The organism is Paenibacillus brasilensis, assembly GCF_009363115.1.
In the GTDB taxonomy this organism is placed as follows: Bacteria; Bacillota; Bacilli; order Paenibacillales; family Paenibacillaceae; genus Paenibacillus; species Paenibacillus brasilensis.
Window position 1 is genome coordinate 2,170,500 of the sequence record NZ_CP045298.1, and the last position, 13,790, is coordinate 2,184,289.

General features: G+C 45.0%; 11 protein-coding genes and 3 pseudogenes. 6 read left to right on the top strand and 8 right to left on the bottom strand.

Annotation, left to right across the window (positions count from 1 at the left end; genetic code table 11):
• The first annotated feature begins 1 nt into the window (after window position 1).
• Complete coding sequence (gene nudK / locus GCU48_RS10180; protein ID WP_152379930.1) at window positions 2-976, top strand: GDP-mannose pyrophosphatase NudK; 975 nt, start codon at window positions 2-4, stop codon at window positions 974-976.
• A gap of 64 nt (window positions 977-1,040) precedes the next feature.
• Here the strand turns inward: nudK and GCU48_RS28830 are convergent.
• Both GCU48_RS28830 and GCU48_RS10190 read right to left on the bottom strand, forming a co-directional pair.
• A pseudogene (locus tag GCU48_RS28830) lies at window positions 1,041-1,112 on the bottom strand (heme-binding protein); the annotation flags it as partial.
• 164 nt (window positions 1,113-1,276) lie between these two features.
• Window positions 1,277-2,170, bottom strand: coding sequence for an SMI1/KNR4 family protein (locus tag GCU48_RS10190; RefSeq protein ID WP_152379931.1), 894 nt, complete (start codon window positions 2,168-2,170; stop codon window positions 1,277-1,279).
• A 320-nt stretch (window positions 2,171-2,490) separates the two neighbouring features.
• Here GCU48_RS10190 and GCU48_RS10195 point away from each other — a divergent pair, with 320 nt between their 5' ends.
• Window positions 2,491-3,756: a peptidase M56 gene (locus GCU48_RS10195; protein ID WP_152379932.1), complete on the top strand. Its 1,266-nt coding sequence runs from the start codon at window positions 2,491-2,493 to the stop codon at window positions 3,754-3,756.
• Window positions 3,757-4,066: 310 nt separating this feature from the next.
• On the opposite strand, the gene GCU48_RS10200 is transcribed toward GCU48_RS10195, so the two are convergent.
• The 6 genes and pseudogenes from GCU48_RS10200 to GCU48_RS10225 all read right to left on the bottom strand — a co-directional run bounded on the left by GCU48_RS10200 (window position 4,067) and on the right by GCU48_RS10225 (window position 9,585).
• Complete coding sequence (locus GCU48_RS10200) at window positions 4,067-5,566, bottom strand: malate:quinone oxidoreductase (RefSeq protein ID WP_152379933.1); 1,500 nt, start codon at window positions 5,564-5,566, stop codon at window positions 4,067-4,069.
• 509 nt (window positions 5,567-6,075) lie between these two features.
• Window positions 6,076-6,294, bottom strand: a pseudogene (locus GCU48_RS10205) (cytoplasmic protein); the annotation flags it as partial.
• Between the two features lie 355 nt (window positions 6,295-6,649).
• Window positions 6,650-7,072 (bottom strand): annotated as a pseudogene (locus tag GCU48_RS10210) (nuclear transport factor 2 family protein); the annotation flags it as partial.
• Window positions 7,073-7,132: 60 nt separating this feature from the next.
• Complete coding sequence (locus GCU48_RS10215) at window positions 7,133-7,993, bottom strand: NAD-dependent epimerase/dehydratase family protein (protein ID WP_152379935.1); 861 nt, start codon at window positions 7,991-7,993, stop codon at window positions 7,133-7,135.
• 201 nt (window positions 7,994-8,194) lie between these two features.
• Window positions 8,195-8,779: a TetR/AcrR family transcriptional regulator gene (locus tag GCU48_RS10220; protein WP_152379936.1), complete on the bottom strand. Its 585-nt coding sequence runs from the start codon at window positions 8,777-8,779 to the stop codon at window positions 8,195-8,197.
• A gap of 428 nt (window positions 8,780-9,207) precedes the next feature.
• Entirely contained in the window at window positions 9,208-9,585 is a 378-nt protein-coding gene (locus tag GCU48_RS10225; RefSeq protein ID WP_152379937.1) for a winged helix-turn-helix transcriptional regulator, read from the bottom strand.
• Between the two features lie 126 nt (window positions 9,586-9,711).
• Between GCU48_RS10225 and GCU48_RS10230 the strand changes: the two genes are divergently transcribed.
• The 4 genes from GCU48_RS10230 to GCU48_RS10245 all read left to right on the top strand — a co-directional run bounded on the left by GCU48_RS10230 (window position 9,712) and on the right by GCU48_RS10245 (window position 13,699).
• Window positions 9,712-10,755, top strand: coding sequence for a zinc-binding alcohol dehydrogenase family protein (locus tag GCU48_RS10230; RefSeq protein WP_152379938.1), 1,044 nt, complete (start codon window positions 9,712-9,714; stop codon window positions 10,753-10,755).
• Window positions 10,756-10,846: 91 nt separating this feature from the next.
• Window positions 10,847-11,665, top strand: coding sequence for a helix-turn-helix transcriptional regulator (locus GCU48_RS10235; protein WP_152379939.1), 819 nt, complete (start codon window positions 10,847-10,849; stop codon window positions 11,663-11,665).
• A gap of 97 nt (window positions 11,666-11,762) precedes the next feature.
• Window positions 11,763-12,128, top strand: a complete 366-nt coding sequence (locus tag GCU48_RS10240) for a VOC family protein (RefSeq protein ID WP_244316184.1) — start codon at window positions 11,763-11,765, stop codon at window positions 12,126-12,128.
• Window positions 12,129-13,147: 1,019 nt separating this feature from the next.
• The gene (locus GCU48_RS10245; RefSeq protein ID WP_152379940.1) at window positions 13,148-13,699 is read left to right on the top strand and encodes an alpha/beta fold hydrolase; all 552 of its coding nucleotides are present in this window, start codon (window positions 13,148-13,150) and stop codon (window positions 13,697-13,699) included.
• The last annotated feature ends 91 nt before the right edge of the window (window positions 13,700-13,790 follow it).

The window sequence follows — 13,790 nt, forward strand, 5'->3', positions numbered from 1 at the left end:
GATGAAGGCACAGCAGCACCACCCAAAAGTACGGATCGTAAAAGAGGAGCTTCTATCGGATAACTGGTACATCTTAAAGAAAGTCACATTCGAGTACGAAAAAGAAAATGGACAATGGGAAACACAATCCCGTGAACTGTACGACCGTGGCAACGGCGCAACGATCCTGCTCTATAATCGGCACAAACAAACCATTGTACTAACCAGACAGTTCCGAATGCCTACTTATCGGAACGGCAATGAGACTGGAATGCTTATCGAAACCTGTGCAGGACTGCTCGATAAAGAAACACCGGAGGAAAGTATTCTGCGGGAGACGGAGGAGGAGACAGGGTACTGTATCGACCGTGTACAGAAAATAGGCGAGGCCTATATGTCACCGGGATCGGTTACCGAAATCCTGTACTTCTTTGTAGCGGAGTATAATGAAGATATGACAACGGGTCGGGGTGGAGGGCTTGAGGAAGAACAGGAAAACATTGAAGTGGTGGAACTTCCGTTTGCTCAGGCGCTCGACATGGTCCAAAGCGGCGAGATTCGTGACGCCAAGACGATCATGCTGCTCCAATACGCTCAGATTCAAGGTCTCTTGAAAGTGAAAGCGAAACCGCTGCATATCCTTATCGCAGGCCCGTATCGCTCTGGAACGAATGATGATCCCGTATTAATTGAGGAAAATGTCAGCTACATGAATGAAATCGCTCTTCAAGTTTACGAGGCTGGGCACATGCCGGTGCTGGGGGAGTGGTATGCTCTGCCACTTATCGCGACAGCCGGTTCCACTAATCTGGGAGACGAGATTTTCAACCGAATTTTTCATCCATCTTCCATTCGCCTGCTTGATTACTGTAACGCCGTGCTTCGAGTCGGAGGACCATCTCAGGGTGCCGATGAAATGGTAAGGGTTGCGAAAGAGAAAGGATTGTTGGTTTACGAAAAACTGGACGATCTTCCGTTGATAACCACACGTCCGTGATTGTTGTGTTGATCCGGAGCAGCTCCCCATTCGGCACAGCCATTTTGGTCAAGTTTGAAGTTGGCATTTTCACAGTAACCGCAGCCCAAGCCTTATTCTGAGCAATGTCGATACTCGCCAGCCAGGCACTATCCATCCGATGACACGCGAGAAGATTCCCTACTTATGTGCTCTCGGCCATCCGACTGGAATCCGCACCAGCATCCAAGCCGAGCATTTTATCCTGTAAGAATCTTTCGCGGTTAAAAGGAGGATGGCCTGGATCTATTATTAATTAGATTGACGAATCAGACTCCTCATTTATTCTTTTGCCAGCCCGCGAATAAAGGCTTCGAAATTGGGCGCAAGCCGCGTAATCTTGTAGTTATTCTCCTTATCCACATGGACAACCTCCGGTTCGCCGTCATTGCCGGATTCCCGGTAATCCAGCATGACCACCTCGGACTCCGAAGGGCAATCACAAATGACCACACCAATTTCAGGATATCCCCCATGCTCAATTCTGAAGCGGCTGCCTGATTCACCGCACAGTGAGTGTCTCTTCTCCCGCCCGATTCCCAGAATGCCTGCAATTCTGATATGCTCTTTCGCCCCGGAGACCGATTCACCTATAGGGAAGCATCTGCTACGAGGAACTCCCCCGTTATGCAGCTTCATCATATGAATATAGAAGGTCGGCAGCCTGAACACCAATTCTTCTTCTAAGGAGACGATTAGCTCATCAGTGGGCGGATCATCTATAACATATTGTTCTAACGCATGCTCGCTGTCATCCCAAAAGTCCGTAAAATCGAAATCCACAACGGTATCAACCTCGGCACTGGACACTTCCACTGCTTTCTGAGGGGCTTTGCTCCGAGTCAAATCCAGGAACTCCAAAGTATCCTCATCCCCAGGTTCTAACTGATCTGCGGCTTCAAATGCGCGCAAGGCCTCCTCATATTGATCCAGGTAGTAATAGGCAAAGCCTATGCGGTAATTCCACAGTGGATCGTCTTTCCCCTCCTCTTCAATGGATAGGAACTGTTCAACCGCCTCTTCGTAACGCTCAAGATTGTTCAGCGCTCTGCCCAAATGACTGATCAGCACATAATCCCTGTCCTCCACAGGAATCTCCATAATGGCATTTACGATTTCTTCGAATTCATCTTCCTCATGCCACGCTTCCAGCTGTGGCAACAGATTGTCCCGCATCAGCTCTGCCTCCTAGTTTTCACCCTTTTTTTAATTCTAACATTCCCGGCACCGCTCTATCCAGCTTGCCAGACACGTACAATGAGTTACTATCATCCATTCCGACTTTGTACTTGATCGGGCTGGCCTATGCTTCTAATTCATGAGGCTAAACGTTTACGCTTGACACGCTTTATGTACAAGAGTAAATTTAAGGCATTATTTACGGATGTAAACAAAGTATATGGAAAAAGGTTTCATTATTTTCCCCTAGGCTCTCCCTGCCCGATCAATCTTTCGCATTTTTTCAAAACAATAATGAAATGAAACGGAGAATCACGATGATCGCAAAATTCAGAAAAGGTTCGTATAGACTATCTGCCGCCGCAATAATTCTGGTTCTTGTCTTAAGTGGCGTAATCCTCGCTATTACATTAAAGAGCGGTAAGAATACTGAATCAGCTGTAGATCCAAACGTAGGTTCCATGAAGGGAACTTTTTCTTCATGGAAGGTAGAACGTCTTAATGATTGGGTAAAATGGTTTCCTAGTCTGGCAAGGGCAAACGACTTTTCCGGTTTTCGGTTCAAAGTACCCGATTATCTACCTCCTGGTTATCAACTTCAAAATGTCGAGGTTCTTAAGAATTATGTCAATCGTATCGATAATCAAGTTACTATTACTTTTGTATCAAACTTTGGAAAATCGGATGAAAAAAAATTCACGTTGCTCGTCTCCAAGGGAAATTTACTCCAAACATACAGTCGATCGGTGGCGGGGGATGTCAGAAGTAATGCTCCGGCATCTTGGGGGAATGCACAAGTCCGTTCCTACAAACAAGATGAGGTTACGTATGCCGGCATCAAAGGCACATTAGTAACCCAAATTCAAAATTATGAATACCATCAACCGGAAAGGGAAAAAAGCTTTGTTTGGCAGGATGAGGGAGTCTGGTATGCAATGAATTACTATAGTGAAAATCATTCCAGAGAAGGTCACCCTGAGTTTTGGACGAATATCTCGCAAAACGAGCTGGAGAAATTGTTGCTATCTTTTACATTCCCCCAACAAATCCAAAATGTCAGCTACGATGGAAAAGGAAATTCGTTTCCTATATATGACGAAAAGGATTTGCTGGAAGCAAAAAAAATTTTGGGTTTTAAGGTGAAGTTCCCAATTGGCCTGTCGAATAACCAACTTAAGCTTATTGACTCGCTACTGCTCCAGGCAGGAGATCAAAACACGGGTTACGATTTTAGGCCAGACGCGGATTCAATTAAAAATATATACCATGCAGAATACAATTCTAAAATATATGAAATAAATGATGAACTCGCCCTCTATCAGAGCAAGGTTCCCATTGTTAATGCTGCAAAACTATCCGTAATTCGCAAATTAGATATTAACGGCATCGACATTTCCGTTGGTGAGGACAACAATAACGTCTACAATGAATATGGACGCGGCACAACAAACAAGAAGGACACCAGAAGTCAAACCTATTACTTATGGAAGCAGAACGGTATTTACTATACTGCCATCTTTTTGGGTTTGGACAAAAATCAGGAAGAAATCGTTAAGACATTGGTACTTGCGCCCATCCAATAAATTAGGAAAATTCAAACTGGACTATTCTGCATGTACGGATACTCTTGTTGCGACAGGCCAGGTCTTTTGGGGAATCGCCGACCGAAACCGACCGAATGTGATCCGTACACGCAGCAGTAAGTGCAGATAAGCTTCGCTTATCGATGTATCCTAGCGAATCCGAGTTGTCGCTGCAACAATGTCCCGATAAGCCCAATGTTCGACCGGGACATCTGACCACTTAGACGAGATTTTGTATTCTTAAGCAAGCACTTTAGCGGTGGGGAGACTTCCCACCGCTTGGCGTTGTATTTATTTCTAAATTCACGAATTAACGATGCAGCAGTTCTTTTTCGCCCAGACCAAGCGTCTGTGTTGTGGATGCATGAATTTTTTGGAAAAGTTCTGGGTTTTCCGCTAGTGCCACACCATAAGAAGGAATCATTTCTTTTAATTTCGGTTCCCAATCTTTCATATGTTGTGGGAAACATCTTTCTAATACTTCCAGCATAACGTTAACAGCAGTAGATGCACCCGGAGAAGCGCCGAGCAAAGCAGCTACTGAGCCATCAGCAGCACTAACCACTTCCGTACCAAATTGAAGTGTGCCTCTTCCGCTCGCCGTATCTTTGATCACCTGCACGCGCTGGCCTGCTACCACGATCCCCCAGTCCTCGATTTGGGCATTTGGAATAAATTCGCGTAATTCTTCCAGGCGCTTTTCATTCGATAACATCACCTGCTCGATCAGGTATTTGGTCAACGCCATCTCTTTTGCGCCTGCCGCCAGCATCGTCAAGAGGTTATTGGGTTTTACAGAACAGACCAAATCGAAATTTGAACCCGTTTTCAAAAACTTTGGTGAAAAGCCGGCAAATGGCCCAAATAGCAGTGCTTTTTCGTTGCCGATATATCTTGTGTCCAGATGCGGGACAGACATGGGAGGAGCACCCAGCTTAGCTTTACCGTATACTTTTGCATGATGCTGCGTGACAACCTTTGGATTATTACATACCATAAATAGTCCACTTACCGGAAATCCTCCGATATGCTTGGACTCAGGAATACCCGTTTTTTGTAATAAAGGCAGACTACCGCCCCCACCGCCGATAAAGACGAACTTGGTCGTATGGTATTCGATTTTACCGTTTTCAAGATTATGCACTTTGACTTCCCACGAGCCGTCGCTCATACGTTTAATATCCTTAATATTATGCTTGTATTTGATCTCAACGTCTTTACTTTGTAAATGCTCAAACAACATGCGTGTTAAAGCTCCAAAGTTCACATCTGTTCCAGAGTCGACTTTGGTTGCTGCCATCGGTTCATTCGAGGTACGGCCTTCCATGATCAGCGGAATCCATTCCTTTAGCTTTTCAAGGTCGTCAGAAAATTCCATTCCTTGGAACAGGGGAACCTTTGATAGCGCTTTAAATCGCTTTTTCAAAAAGGATACATCTTTCTCCCCTATGACCAGACTCATATGAGGTATTGGCCTGATGAAGTCCTGCGGATTACGAATCAGATTGCTAGTTACAAGAAAAGACCAAAACTGTCTTGAGAGCTGAAACTGCTCATTAACGTTTACAGCCTTGCTAATATCTATAGATCCGTCAGGCTTCTCGGATGTATAGTTCAGCTCGCACAGTGCAGCATGGCCCGTACCCGCATTATTCCATTCGTTAGAGCTTTCTTCTCCTGCGTTTGCGAGTTTCTCAAACACTTTAATTTCCCATTCCGGTGCTAACTCTTTCAGCAATGATCCCAGAGTCGCACTCATGACTCCGGCACCAATTAAGATAACGTCTGTTTTTTTCTGAATGCTGCTCATAAAAACCTTCCTTATCTCTTATTTTTGCAAAAAAGAGCAGGCCCTCCTGCTTAGGTGATACAAGAAGCAAGGCTCCACTCAGGAACATACCTTTTCTGTCTCCATTATAACTAAATTATAGTCTATTAAAAATAAAACTAACTACCATATAATAATTATAGACTATTTATGTTAAAAAGTGAGAATTCATTCCGCAAAAATAAGGATTGAACTCAGCTTTTTACAAGATTTACGGCTTGATTTTGTTTATTTTCTGCGTTAGCACTATTTTAACCGAAAATGAAGCCTTCGCATAATCTAAGAAATGGATGCATCCAGGATATACAATAATGAATGGATTATGATCTACATACATCCATATTATGCGAGCAGGCTTATCGGGTGATCCATAGTCACCCTTATCCTACGTATATTAATCGACAAAGAAGTATCTTCTATGCAGAACTCATCAGAAAAAAAGCAGCACAAGGCTGCTTCTCATTGAGAACGATATCCATTAGTATCTGCACTCAAACCACATATTCAGCCATAATTAGCTCGATATCAAACGGAGTAATCCCTCTTTCCAATGAGAATATCGCATCGGCCTGATTGGCTGTATCTACTAACTCCCCTCTTGCCTTGGCATGGAGGTTGAATAAATCGTACAGATCCGGTTTACATAAATCTGTCATGGCTTTGCCCATCAAGATCATGCCTTTTTGGCTCCCCTCCACATTATTGTAGTAATGAAATCGTTCATTATGGCGGGCGTTATATTGTGGCAACCCTTCATTCCTACACCAATCAACCGTACTGTAACTTGCCGGAGTGCTTTGTGGGCTGGATGATGCGCAAGAAACCCGGTTCCGGCGAAATATTCGAGCCTTCGACGGTACGGCCTGTGGGCGTGCCATGAACGGTCCCCTCTTTCCACCAACTGAAGAAACGAATGGTGTCCCCTCAACAACGAGATTGGGTGGCTTACCTGACATAAAGCGATCTATCACCATAAGAGGAATTGAAGCGATACCCTTTTTTGATGTTCTTTTGTTGTATTATTGTTCGTTTAAATAGTTTCTGTATGGATGCTGTATCCAAAAGCGCTGTAAGCGCCACTAATGGATTCCAATAATCTTTGTAATGTACGATTCTATGGTCCCTTGTTTCGATCACGGAGATATACTTCTGAAGATAGGGCTTGTCGGTAGTCAGGACTTGCGCTTCCTCAATTCCGAATTCAACGACCATGAAGTTGGGGTTCAACGTGAAGTGAAATGTGGGTTCACTGAACTGTGAGATATCAAACCTTTGAGGAAAGTCTTTAATATACTCATAAATGGCAGCCTTCCCTTCAAGTTTTTGAGTAAAGCCTTTAGGAGCGTAAGGAAACTCGAACAGCGCATTGTCATCAAAAAGTTCAATAAATTGGTTCATGTCTTTCTCTAATAAAGACTTGCAAAACTTACTGAAAATCTCCCGTGAAGCTTCCCGCACCTTTTCGTTATCTGCCGGATTGAATGTCATATTTACCACTCCTTATTCGTTTGTTCGCTATTAAATAAAAATGAATAGTTTTACCCGCTTTCATTTCTGTTTCCAGTAAGAGGCGTGAGCGATTGCGAAGTCATTCAGAGATCTGGGTGGACGTCCGGTTACACGTTCAACGGTGCTCGTAACCTGATCTTCGGTACCGTGAAGCCTGATCGCTTCATCCAGACCTGCGAGAAAATAAGCATAGTCTTCCGTCATGCCCAGTTTCACCATCCCAGCCGCCAGTTCCTCCGTGCTAATATTCACATGCTTGATGGTTCGCCCTGCAATGGCCCCGATGATTTCTCCAGCTTCCGCGTAACTAAGGGACTGAGGACCCGTGATGACATGATCTGTATTATGAGGTTGCTCATCAATCAGCGCTCTCACACCGACCTCAGCAATATCGTCAGCATCAACGAATCCAACCTGCCCCGATCCTGTAGCAGTAATCATTACCCCATCACCATTAATTTGAGCCCCGTGATGACCCTCGGTGAAATTTTGCATAAAATAAGAAGGACGTAGTACCGCCCACTCCGGCACAAGCTGACGAATTGCCTTATGCACGTTGCCAAACACCGGCCCTTCTTCGGGCACGGATGCGCTGCTAAGCAAGACGACCCGGCGCACGCCTACCCTTAAAGCCTTCTCCAGAAACGACACCATGATCTTGGATGGGTCCATGACTGCAAGGGGACCTACCAAATAGATTTTATCCACGTTTTTTAGAGCCGGTTCAAACGTCGTCTCATCGAACCAATCAAAGGTCACATGCTCATTTGTGCTACCTGGAGCGGAAGTGCCGCGGTAGGCCGTACGAACGGCATATCCTAAATCTGTAAGTCGCTTAGCTATACGGCTTCCCGTTTTACCTCTTCCACCTGTTACTAGAATTTTACCGTTTTTAGGCATATCAATTACTCCCTTTCTTTTTCTAGACTAATAAGTCCAAAATGGTTGTGAACAGTCAGTCATATTGGTTCAGTAACCGGAAACAGACCGCGTCAATTCGCCGCTTGCGATGTGTCGCAACACTACGTTTGTTACCATTTCATTTTTCGGATCAAATGGTCCAATAAGATTAAAATTTAATGGAGCATCCATACCGCTCCATTAATGGTCAAGCGCAGTAAGAGTAACAGCTGCAATATCGTCCAAAACTTCCGGATCCGAGGTTAATTTAGCAGCTTGGGTTAACGAATATCTCGCCTGATTCAAATATCGGGCAAGGGCAAGGGGGTTTAGACGTTCACTAAGGTCACCCTGCTTTTGTGCGCGCACTAATGCTTTATAAAAAGCTTGCTCCAAACGTGCCGTATCTTGTTTGAAGAACTCTGCGATGTCCGGATCGTGAGGGACTTGGTCGATGGCACTGTGCATAATGAAGCATTCCTTGCGGCGCTGTTCATCCTTCAGAACGGCTACAACCTCATAAATGATATCGGTAATAGCTTTCTTCGCCGAACCGGGGCGTTCCAAATAGGAAATGACAGCAGCGCTTTTATCATTCATATAATGCTTCACTGCCGAGATAAAGAGATCCCTCTTTGTTCCATACGTGTCATATAGACTTTGGCGAGCTATACCTAACCCATCGAGTAAATTTTGCAGCGAGGTGCCCTCATAACCATAGTGGCCAAATACCTCCATAGCCTTGTGCAGCACAAGCGTCGTATCGAATTCCTTGCTTCTCCCCATGTATTGAACACCTCCTTTCTGACACCTATCTTATCTTTTCCAGATCGTTTAGTCAAAAAAAAATAAGTCCATTGAAAATCAAAAAAAGAGACTTGTTTCAGTTAAAGAACAAATCTCTTTTTGTTTTGTTTAAACAAATCAGCCGTTTACACCTTGGAGAATACGTATTGCTACATTTCTCGCTGCATGAGGTTGGTGTTATAGATTAAGATTATCTCCAAGGACATTACGGATGACGAAAAAAGATAGTAATGGCCCGCTTTCGCTTTACTATTATTTGTGATACGGTTCTCAGCGCTGTCTGTATCGACAAGTTTTAGGGCCATCCTTTGCGGGATGGCCTTAAAATTATAGAACATGCATTGTATATTCTCTTTACTTCTTGTAGCTATGGCCCAGTACCCGCCGCCTTGTTACCCAAATTGCCTTTAACTCTCCTCCCCTTGTATCGCTCGATTTTCATTAAGCCACACTTTATAAGACTCCCCCCATGCTTTCATAGACATAATGACCGGTTCCAAAGTCCTTCCGAAATCAGTAAGGGAGTATTCCACTCTTGGCGGAACCTCTTTATATATTTCGCGGTGAATGATGCCATCCCGTTCAAGCTCTCTTAACTGTAATGTGAGCATAAACTGCGTAATTCCCGGATTGAGGCGCCTGAATTCATTGAATCTTTTCGTTCCGTCCAGAAGCTGATAGAGAATGATCCCCTTCCACTTTCCACCAATAACATCCAGCGTTGTTTCAACAGGACATGCTTGCATATCCGGACTCGCTCCATATTTGTTTCTTCGGTCTCCCATCAGCTTATCCCCCTAAAGGTTTGAATTTTAATACTATATCATAAAAATATGCGTACTTACTTAAAGTAATCGAATTGATTTACAATGCAACTGTACAACATTTCCTATTTGAGAGGATGGATACCCATGAATACTCACCAAAAGATGAAAGCAGTCGGTGCTTACCGATACCTCCCAATATCCAATCCGGAAAGCCTTATTGATCTGCATTTGGATAAACCGGAACCTACGGGCCGTGATTTGCTTGTAAATGTAAAAGCAATCTCTGTCAACCCTGCAGACGTGGGCGTTCGCGAGAAACATAACTACGAAGCCGAATCACCGAAAATTCTTGGTTGGGATGCTGCTGGAATCGTAGAACAAGTTGGCCCTGACTGTCAATTGTTTAAACCTGGGGACAAGATCTATTATGCGGGCAGTGTATCTCGACCAGGCAGTAATAGTGAATTTCACTTGGTTGATGAACGAATTGTAGGAAACATGCCAAAAAGTTTGGATTTCGCAGCCGCCGCCGCATTACCGCTTACCTCGATAACTGCATGGGAGGGCCTATTTGATCGTTTAGGAATTAGCCTAAACGCGAATGAAAACAAAAATATACTTATTATCGGTGCAGCAGGAGGAGTTGGATCGATTGCCATTCAACTTGCCAAATTAGCAGGTCTGACTGTCATCGGTACTGCTTCGCGTCCAGAGTCAACTCAATGGGTCAAAAGTCTAAGTGCGGATTTTATAATAAACCACAACAACCCTTTTCAACCTCAGCTCAAAGAATTTGGTATAGACACCGTAGATTATATCTTTTGCTTGAATGACACTGTACAACATCTAGCCAATATGGCGGAGGTCATTACCCCTCAAGGTATAATTTGCTGTATCGTACCCGCAGATAAGGCTACCTGGGCAGGAAGCCTGAAAATGGACTTGCTGTTTTCTAAAAGTGTAACGTTTGTATGGGAGTTCATGTTTACACGGTCCATGTTTCATACCAAAGACATGATTAAACAACACGAATTGCTGAATGACCTAGCGGACTTAATCGATGATGGAAAATTAAAAACTACACTAAATGAACGACTAGAACCCATTAATGCAGCAAACCTAAGGTTAGCGCATGAGAAGTTGGAAACTGGACGGTCTATTGGAAAAATTGTTTTAGAAAACTTCTGATACTACGAAAAAGGCACGTTTGGTTCCAAAAAGCGGTAATGTGAATAGGCAAGACTACCCACTATCAACTATAAAATACGCAGAGGTTAAGATGACTCATCCTTATCGTCCCATCCATACACCCGCATTGCAGCCGGAGCTGCGCCGACCCTGGTACCTTTGTCGGGAATATGCGCCGAGCCGCCGCTTGGAATCGATCGTAGCCTTCTATTGGACGATGAACTATCAGCCGGTAACGGAGGGCCAATGGCATCGCGTCATCCCGGATGGCTGCTTCGATATCGTTGTCGATCTTCGTTCTCCCTCAAGCCGAAAAGCTGCCCGGGTCAAAGGGCTGGCGACTCGAACCGAAGTTTTGCATTTCGCCCAGGCTCGTTCGATATTCGGCATTCGGATGTATTCGGAAGCAGCCCGAACGTTATTGAAGTTCCCCCTCTCGGCGTTCAGGGAACACCCTGTCTACCTGGAAGATGTCTGGGGCCTTGAAGGGCTGAATTGGGTCGAACAAATTCTGACCGCCAAGACAACAACGGAGATCATGGAACGGGTCGAGCACAAATTAAACCAATTGCTGACGGACAGCGATAGGCCTGCTCCTTCTCTGGTATATCAAAGCATGCAGTATATGTATTCCTGCAAAGGCAATCTTTCCGTGGCGGATTTGGCGGATCAGGTTCATTTCAGCGAGAGGCACCTGAGAAGGGCATTCCACAGGGAGCTCGGGTTAAGCCCAAAGGAGATGCTGGGGATCGTCCGGTTTCAAAGTATTCTGCGGGAGTTCGCCAGCGGGGACTATTCCAGCTTGACGGATCTTGCGCTGAAATACGGCTATTACGATCAGTCTCATTTTGCCAATACCTTCGCCCGTTACTACGGGTTGCCTTTTAAACGCCTGACCAAACGGGGATGAAGAAGTCCGATATTTCCTATTTTGACCGTCGACTCCGAAGATACAATAGGGGTGAAAATAAATCACACCGATGGGAGTGTCAAGCATGACGGTTAAGGTGAAGAGAATCGCGATTTTCGTGGAGCGGATGGAACGGGCTTTGAATTTCTACCGTACGCTGGGATTGGAAATTCCGGCAAGCGCCGACGAAGAACAACACGTAGAGGTGGAGCAAAACGGGCTTATCCTGGCCTTCGACACATGGGAAATGGCGGAAGGCATTCTAGGCGGCAGTGAAAAGCCTGTCGGGTATCGGATGGAGATCGCCTTCCAGTTCGACAGCCGCGAAGCGCTGGACGAATTGTACCGTCAATTGACGGCTAAGGGCTATACCGGATATCTCGTGCCGCAGGATACACCTTGGGGAGAGGGCTATGCGATCGTCAAGGATCCCGACGGCAATCTCATTAGTTTGGTCGCTTAAGAGAAGAGAACCTTGAAACCGCAGCAGTCTTGAACATGATCGGCTATGAAGACCAGAAGCCATCCTGCTCGGACGGGCACCCTTCCGGGTGCCCTTTTACAATTTACGCGAGTTTGTAATACTGGATTTGGGTAAAGGCCAGAACCCCATGTACAGCCTAACTCCAATTTAGATCAGACGCCCTTCGGGAAATCCGTCGACAAGGTGAGATCATTCTGTGACTCCATGTGGACGCTTCCGTAGCCAGGGCAGCTCGGTCTGCCACGCCAACAGCGTCCGCAAGGACGAGGCCGAGAAGCATCTTTTAAGCATAGCCCCTCCGCTATTGGCTCAGTGGTAGGGGCTTTTCCTTTGTCCGGAAAAGCCTTCAGTTCCTTGCAAGTACAACTCTGCAATCAATAGGCTACGAATAACTTTGACGAACTGAAGGAATGTTCAAATCCCCATTTTTACTGTTTCTAGACAAACAAATGGTTGCCTTACGTTTCAAATACAGGATTTTATTCTTACCAATATTTACAGAACCAATCCACTTTTCTTCGATAAGTCCCTTTAATATCGTATGTTTCAGCGTGTTTTTATTGAATAGATCACTGAATACCTCCATGAAGTGACGTTGCGAGATATATCCCTTGAATATTCCTTTTATCCGCTCAAGGACAGGTCTATATTTAATCTGAAGTCTAAGTAACTATGGGGATCTATCAGATCCGTTCTTATAGTAATCTCATTATGCGACATAGGAATGCACCTCCATACTTTGACGCTTCAATTAACGATGACTTTGTGCTTACTTATGATACGGTTCCCCGCGTTTTTTCACCATGTTATAAACTGATAGATGTCCCTTATTATTCCAGATGGGGGCAGATTGATGATTGGGCAGTTGTTATGCTGACTGCCCTTTTCTGCGTCTCTGGATATTCAGGTGTTATTAGTATGACGAGAGCGATATCGGTGCTGGCGTTACTTCGAACCTTGGCCGTTATCATCGAGACCAACTAATTGGAATCCATATCATGGCTGTTGGTAACCCTTACCTTGGTCCAGGTGGTGCGCCGTTAACACCGGCGGAACAAGCGTATGTAACCAAAGTAGAACGCTGGGAACAGGAAGAACGAGCATATGACCATCAGCAATCCACCCGACCTCAGACATTGGCGTACGGTTTGAACGATTCGCCAGTTGGGTTGGCAGGCTGGATTATTGAAAAAATGCGGGAGTGGAGTGACTGTTCAGGAAACATTGAACGCCGCTTTAGCAAGGACGAGTTGTTGAACAATCTTATGATTTACTGGGGAACGGAGACGATTAACTCCTCCATGCGACTTTATTATGATCATAAGCATTTTGGAAAGCATGACCCGGCAGATCATCTAATTGAAGTACCTACAGGGGTTACTTTAACAGTTGAACCAGTCAATAAAGCGCCTAGAGAGTGGGCTGAGCGCACCTATACAAATATCCAGCGGTGGACTGAACTGCCTCAAGGTGGACACTTTGCTGCATTCGAAGAGCCTGAGTTGTTAGCCGAGGAGATTCGTGCTTTCTTTCGGAGAACCGTATTATAAAGGATAGCTAGATCACTACGCTAACGGGTTCGTTAGTTCAACAAAAAAGAGGCGAACAAAGACCTTATTTTATAGTTTTTGTTCGCCGAGG

What these genes read in the sequence shown, in the direction of transcription:
- nudK (WP_152379930.1), top strand. Translation starts at nt 2, where the DNA reads ATGAAGGCACAGCAGCACCACCCAAAAGTACGGATCGTAAAAGAGGAG.
- GCU48_RS10190 (WP_152379931.1), bottom strand. Translation starts at nt 2,170, where the DNA reads ATGCGGGACAATCTGTTGCCACAGCTGGAAGCGTGGCATGAGGAAGAT.
- GCU48_RS10195 (WP_152379932.1), top strand. Translation starts at nt 2,491, where the DNA reads ATGATCGCAAAATTCAGAAAAGGTTCGTATAGACTATCTGCCGCCGCA.
- GCU48_RS10200 (WP_152379933.1), bottom strand. Translation starts at nt 5,566, where the DNA reads ATGAGCAGCATTCAGAAAAAAACAGACGTTATCTTAATTGGTGCCGGA.
- GCU48_RS10215 (WP_152379935.1), bottom strand. Translation starts at nt 7,993, where the DNA reads ATGCCTAAAAACGGTAAAATTCTAGTAACAGGTGGAAGAGGTAAAACG.
- GCU48_RS10220 (WP_152379936.1), bottom strand. Translation starts at nt 8,779, where the DNA reads ATGGGGAGAAGCAAGGAATTCGATACGACGCTTGTGCTGCACAAGGCT.
- GCU48_RS10225 (WP_152379937.1), bottom strand. Translation starts at nt 9,585, where the DNA reads ATGGGAGACCGAAGAAACAAATATGGAGCGAGTCCGGATATGCAAGCA.
- GCU48_RS10230 (WP_152379938.1), top strand. Translation starts at nt 9,712, where the DNA reads ATGAATACTCACCAAAAGATGAAAGCAGTCGGTGCTTACCGATACCTC.
- GCU48_RS10235 (WP_152379939.1), top strand. Translation starts at nt 10,847, where the DNA reads ATGACTCATCCTTATCGTCCCATCCATACACCCGCATTGCAGCCGGAG.
- GCU48_RS10245 (WP_152379940.1), top strand. Translation starts at nt 13,148, where the DNA reads ATGGCTGTTGGTAACCCTTACCTTGGTCCAGGTGGTGCGCCGTTAACA.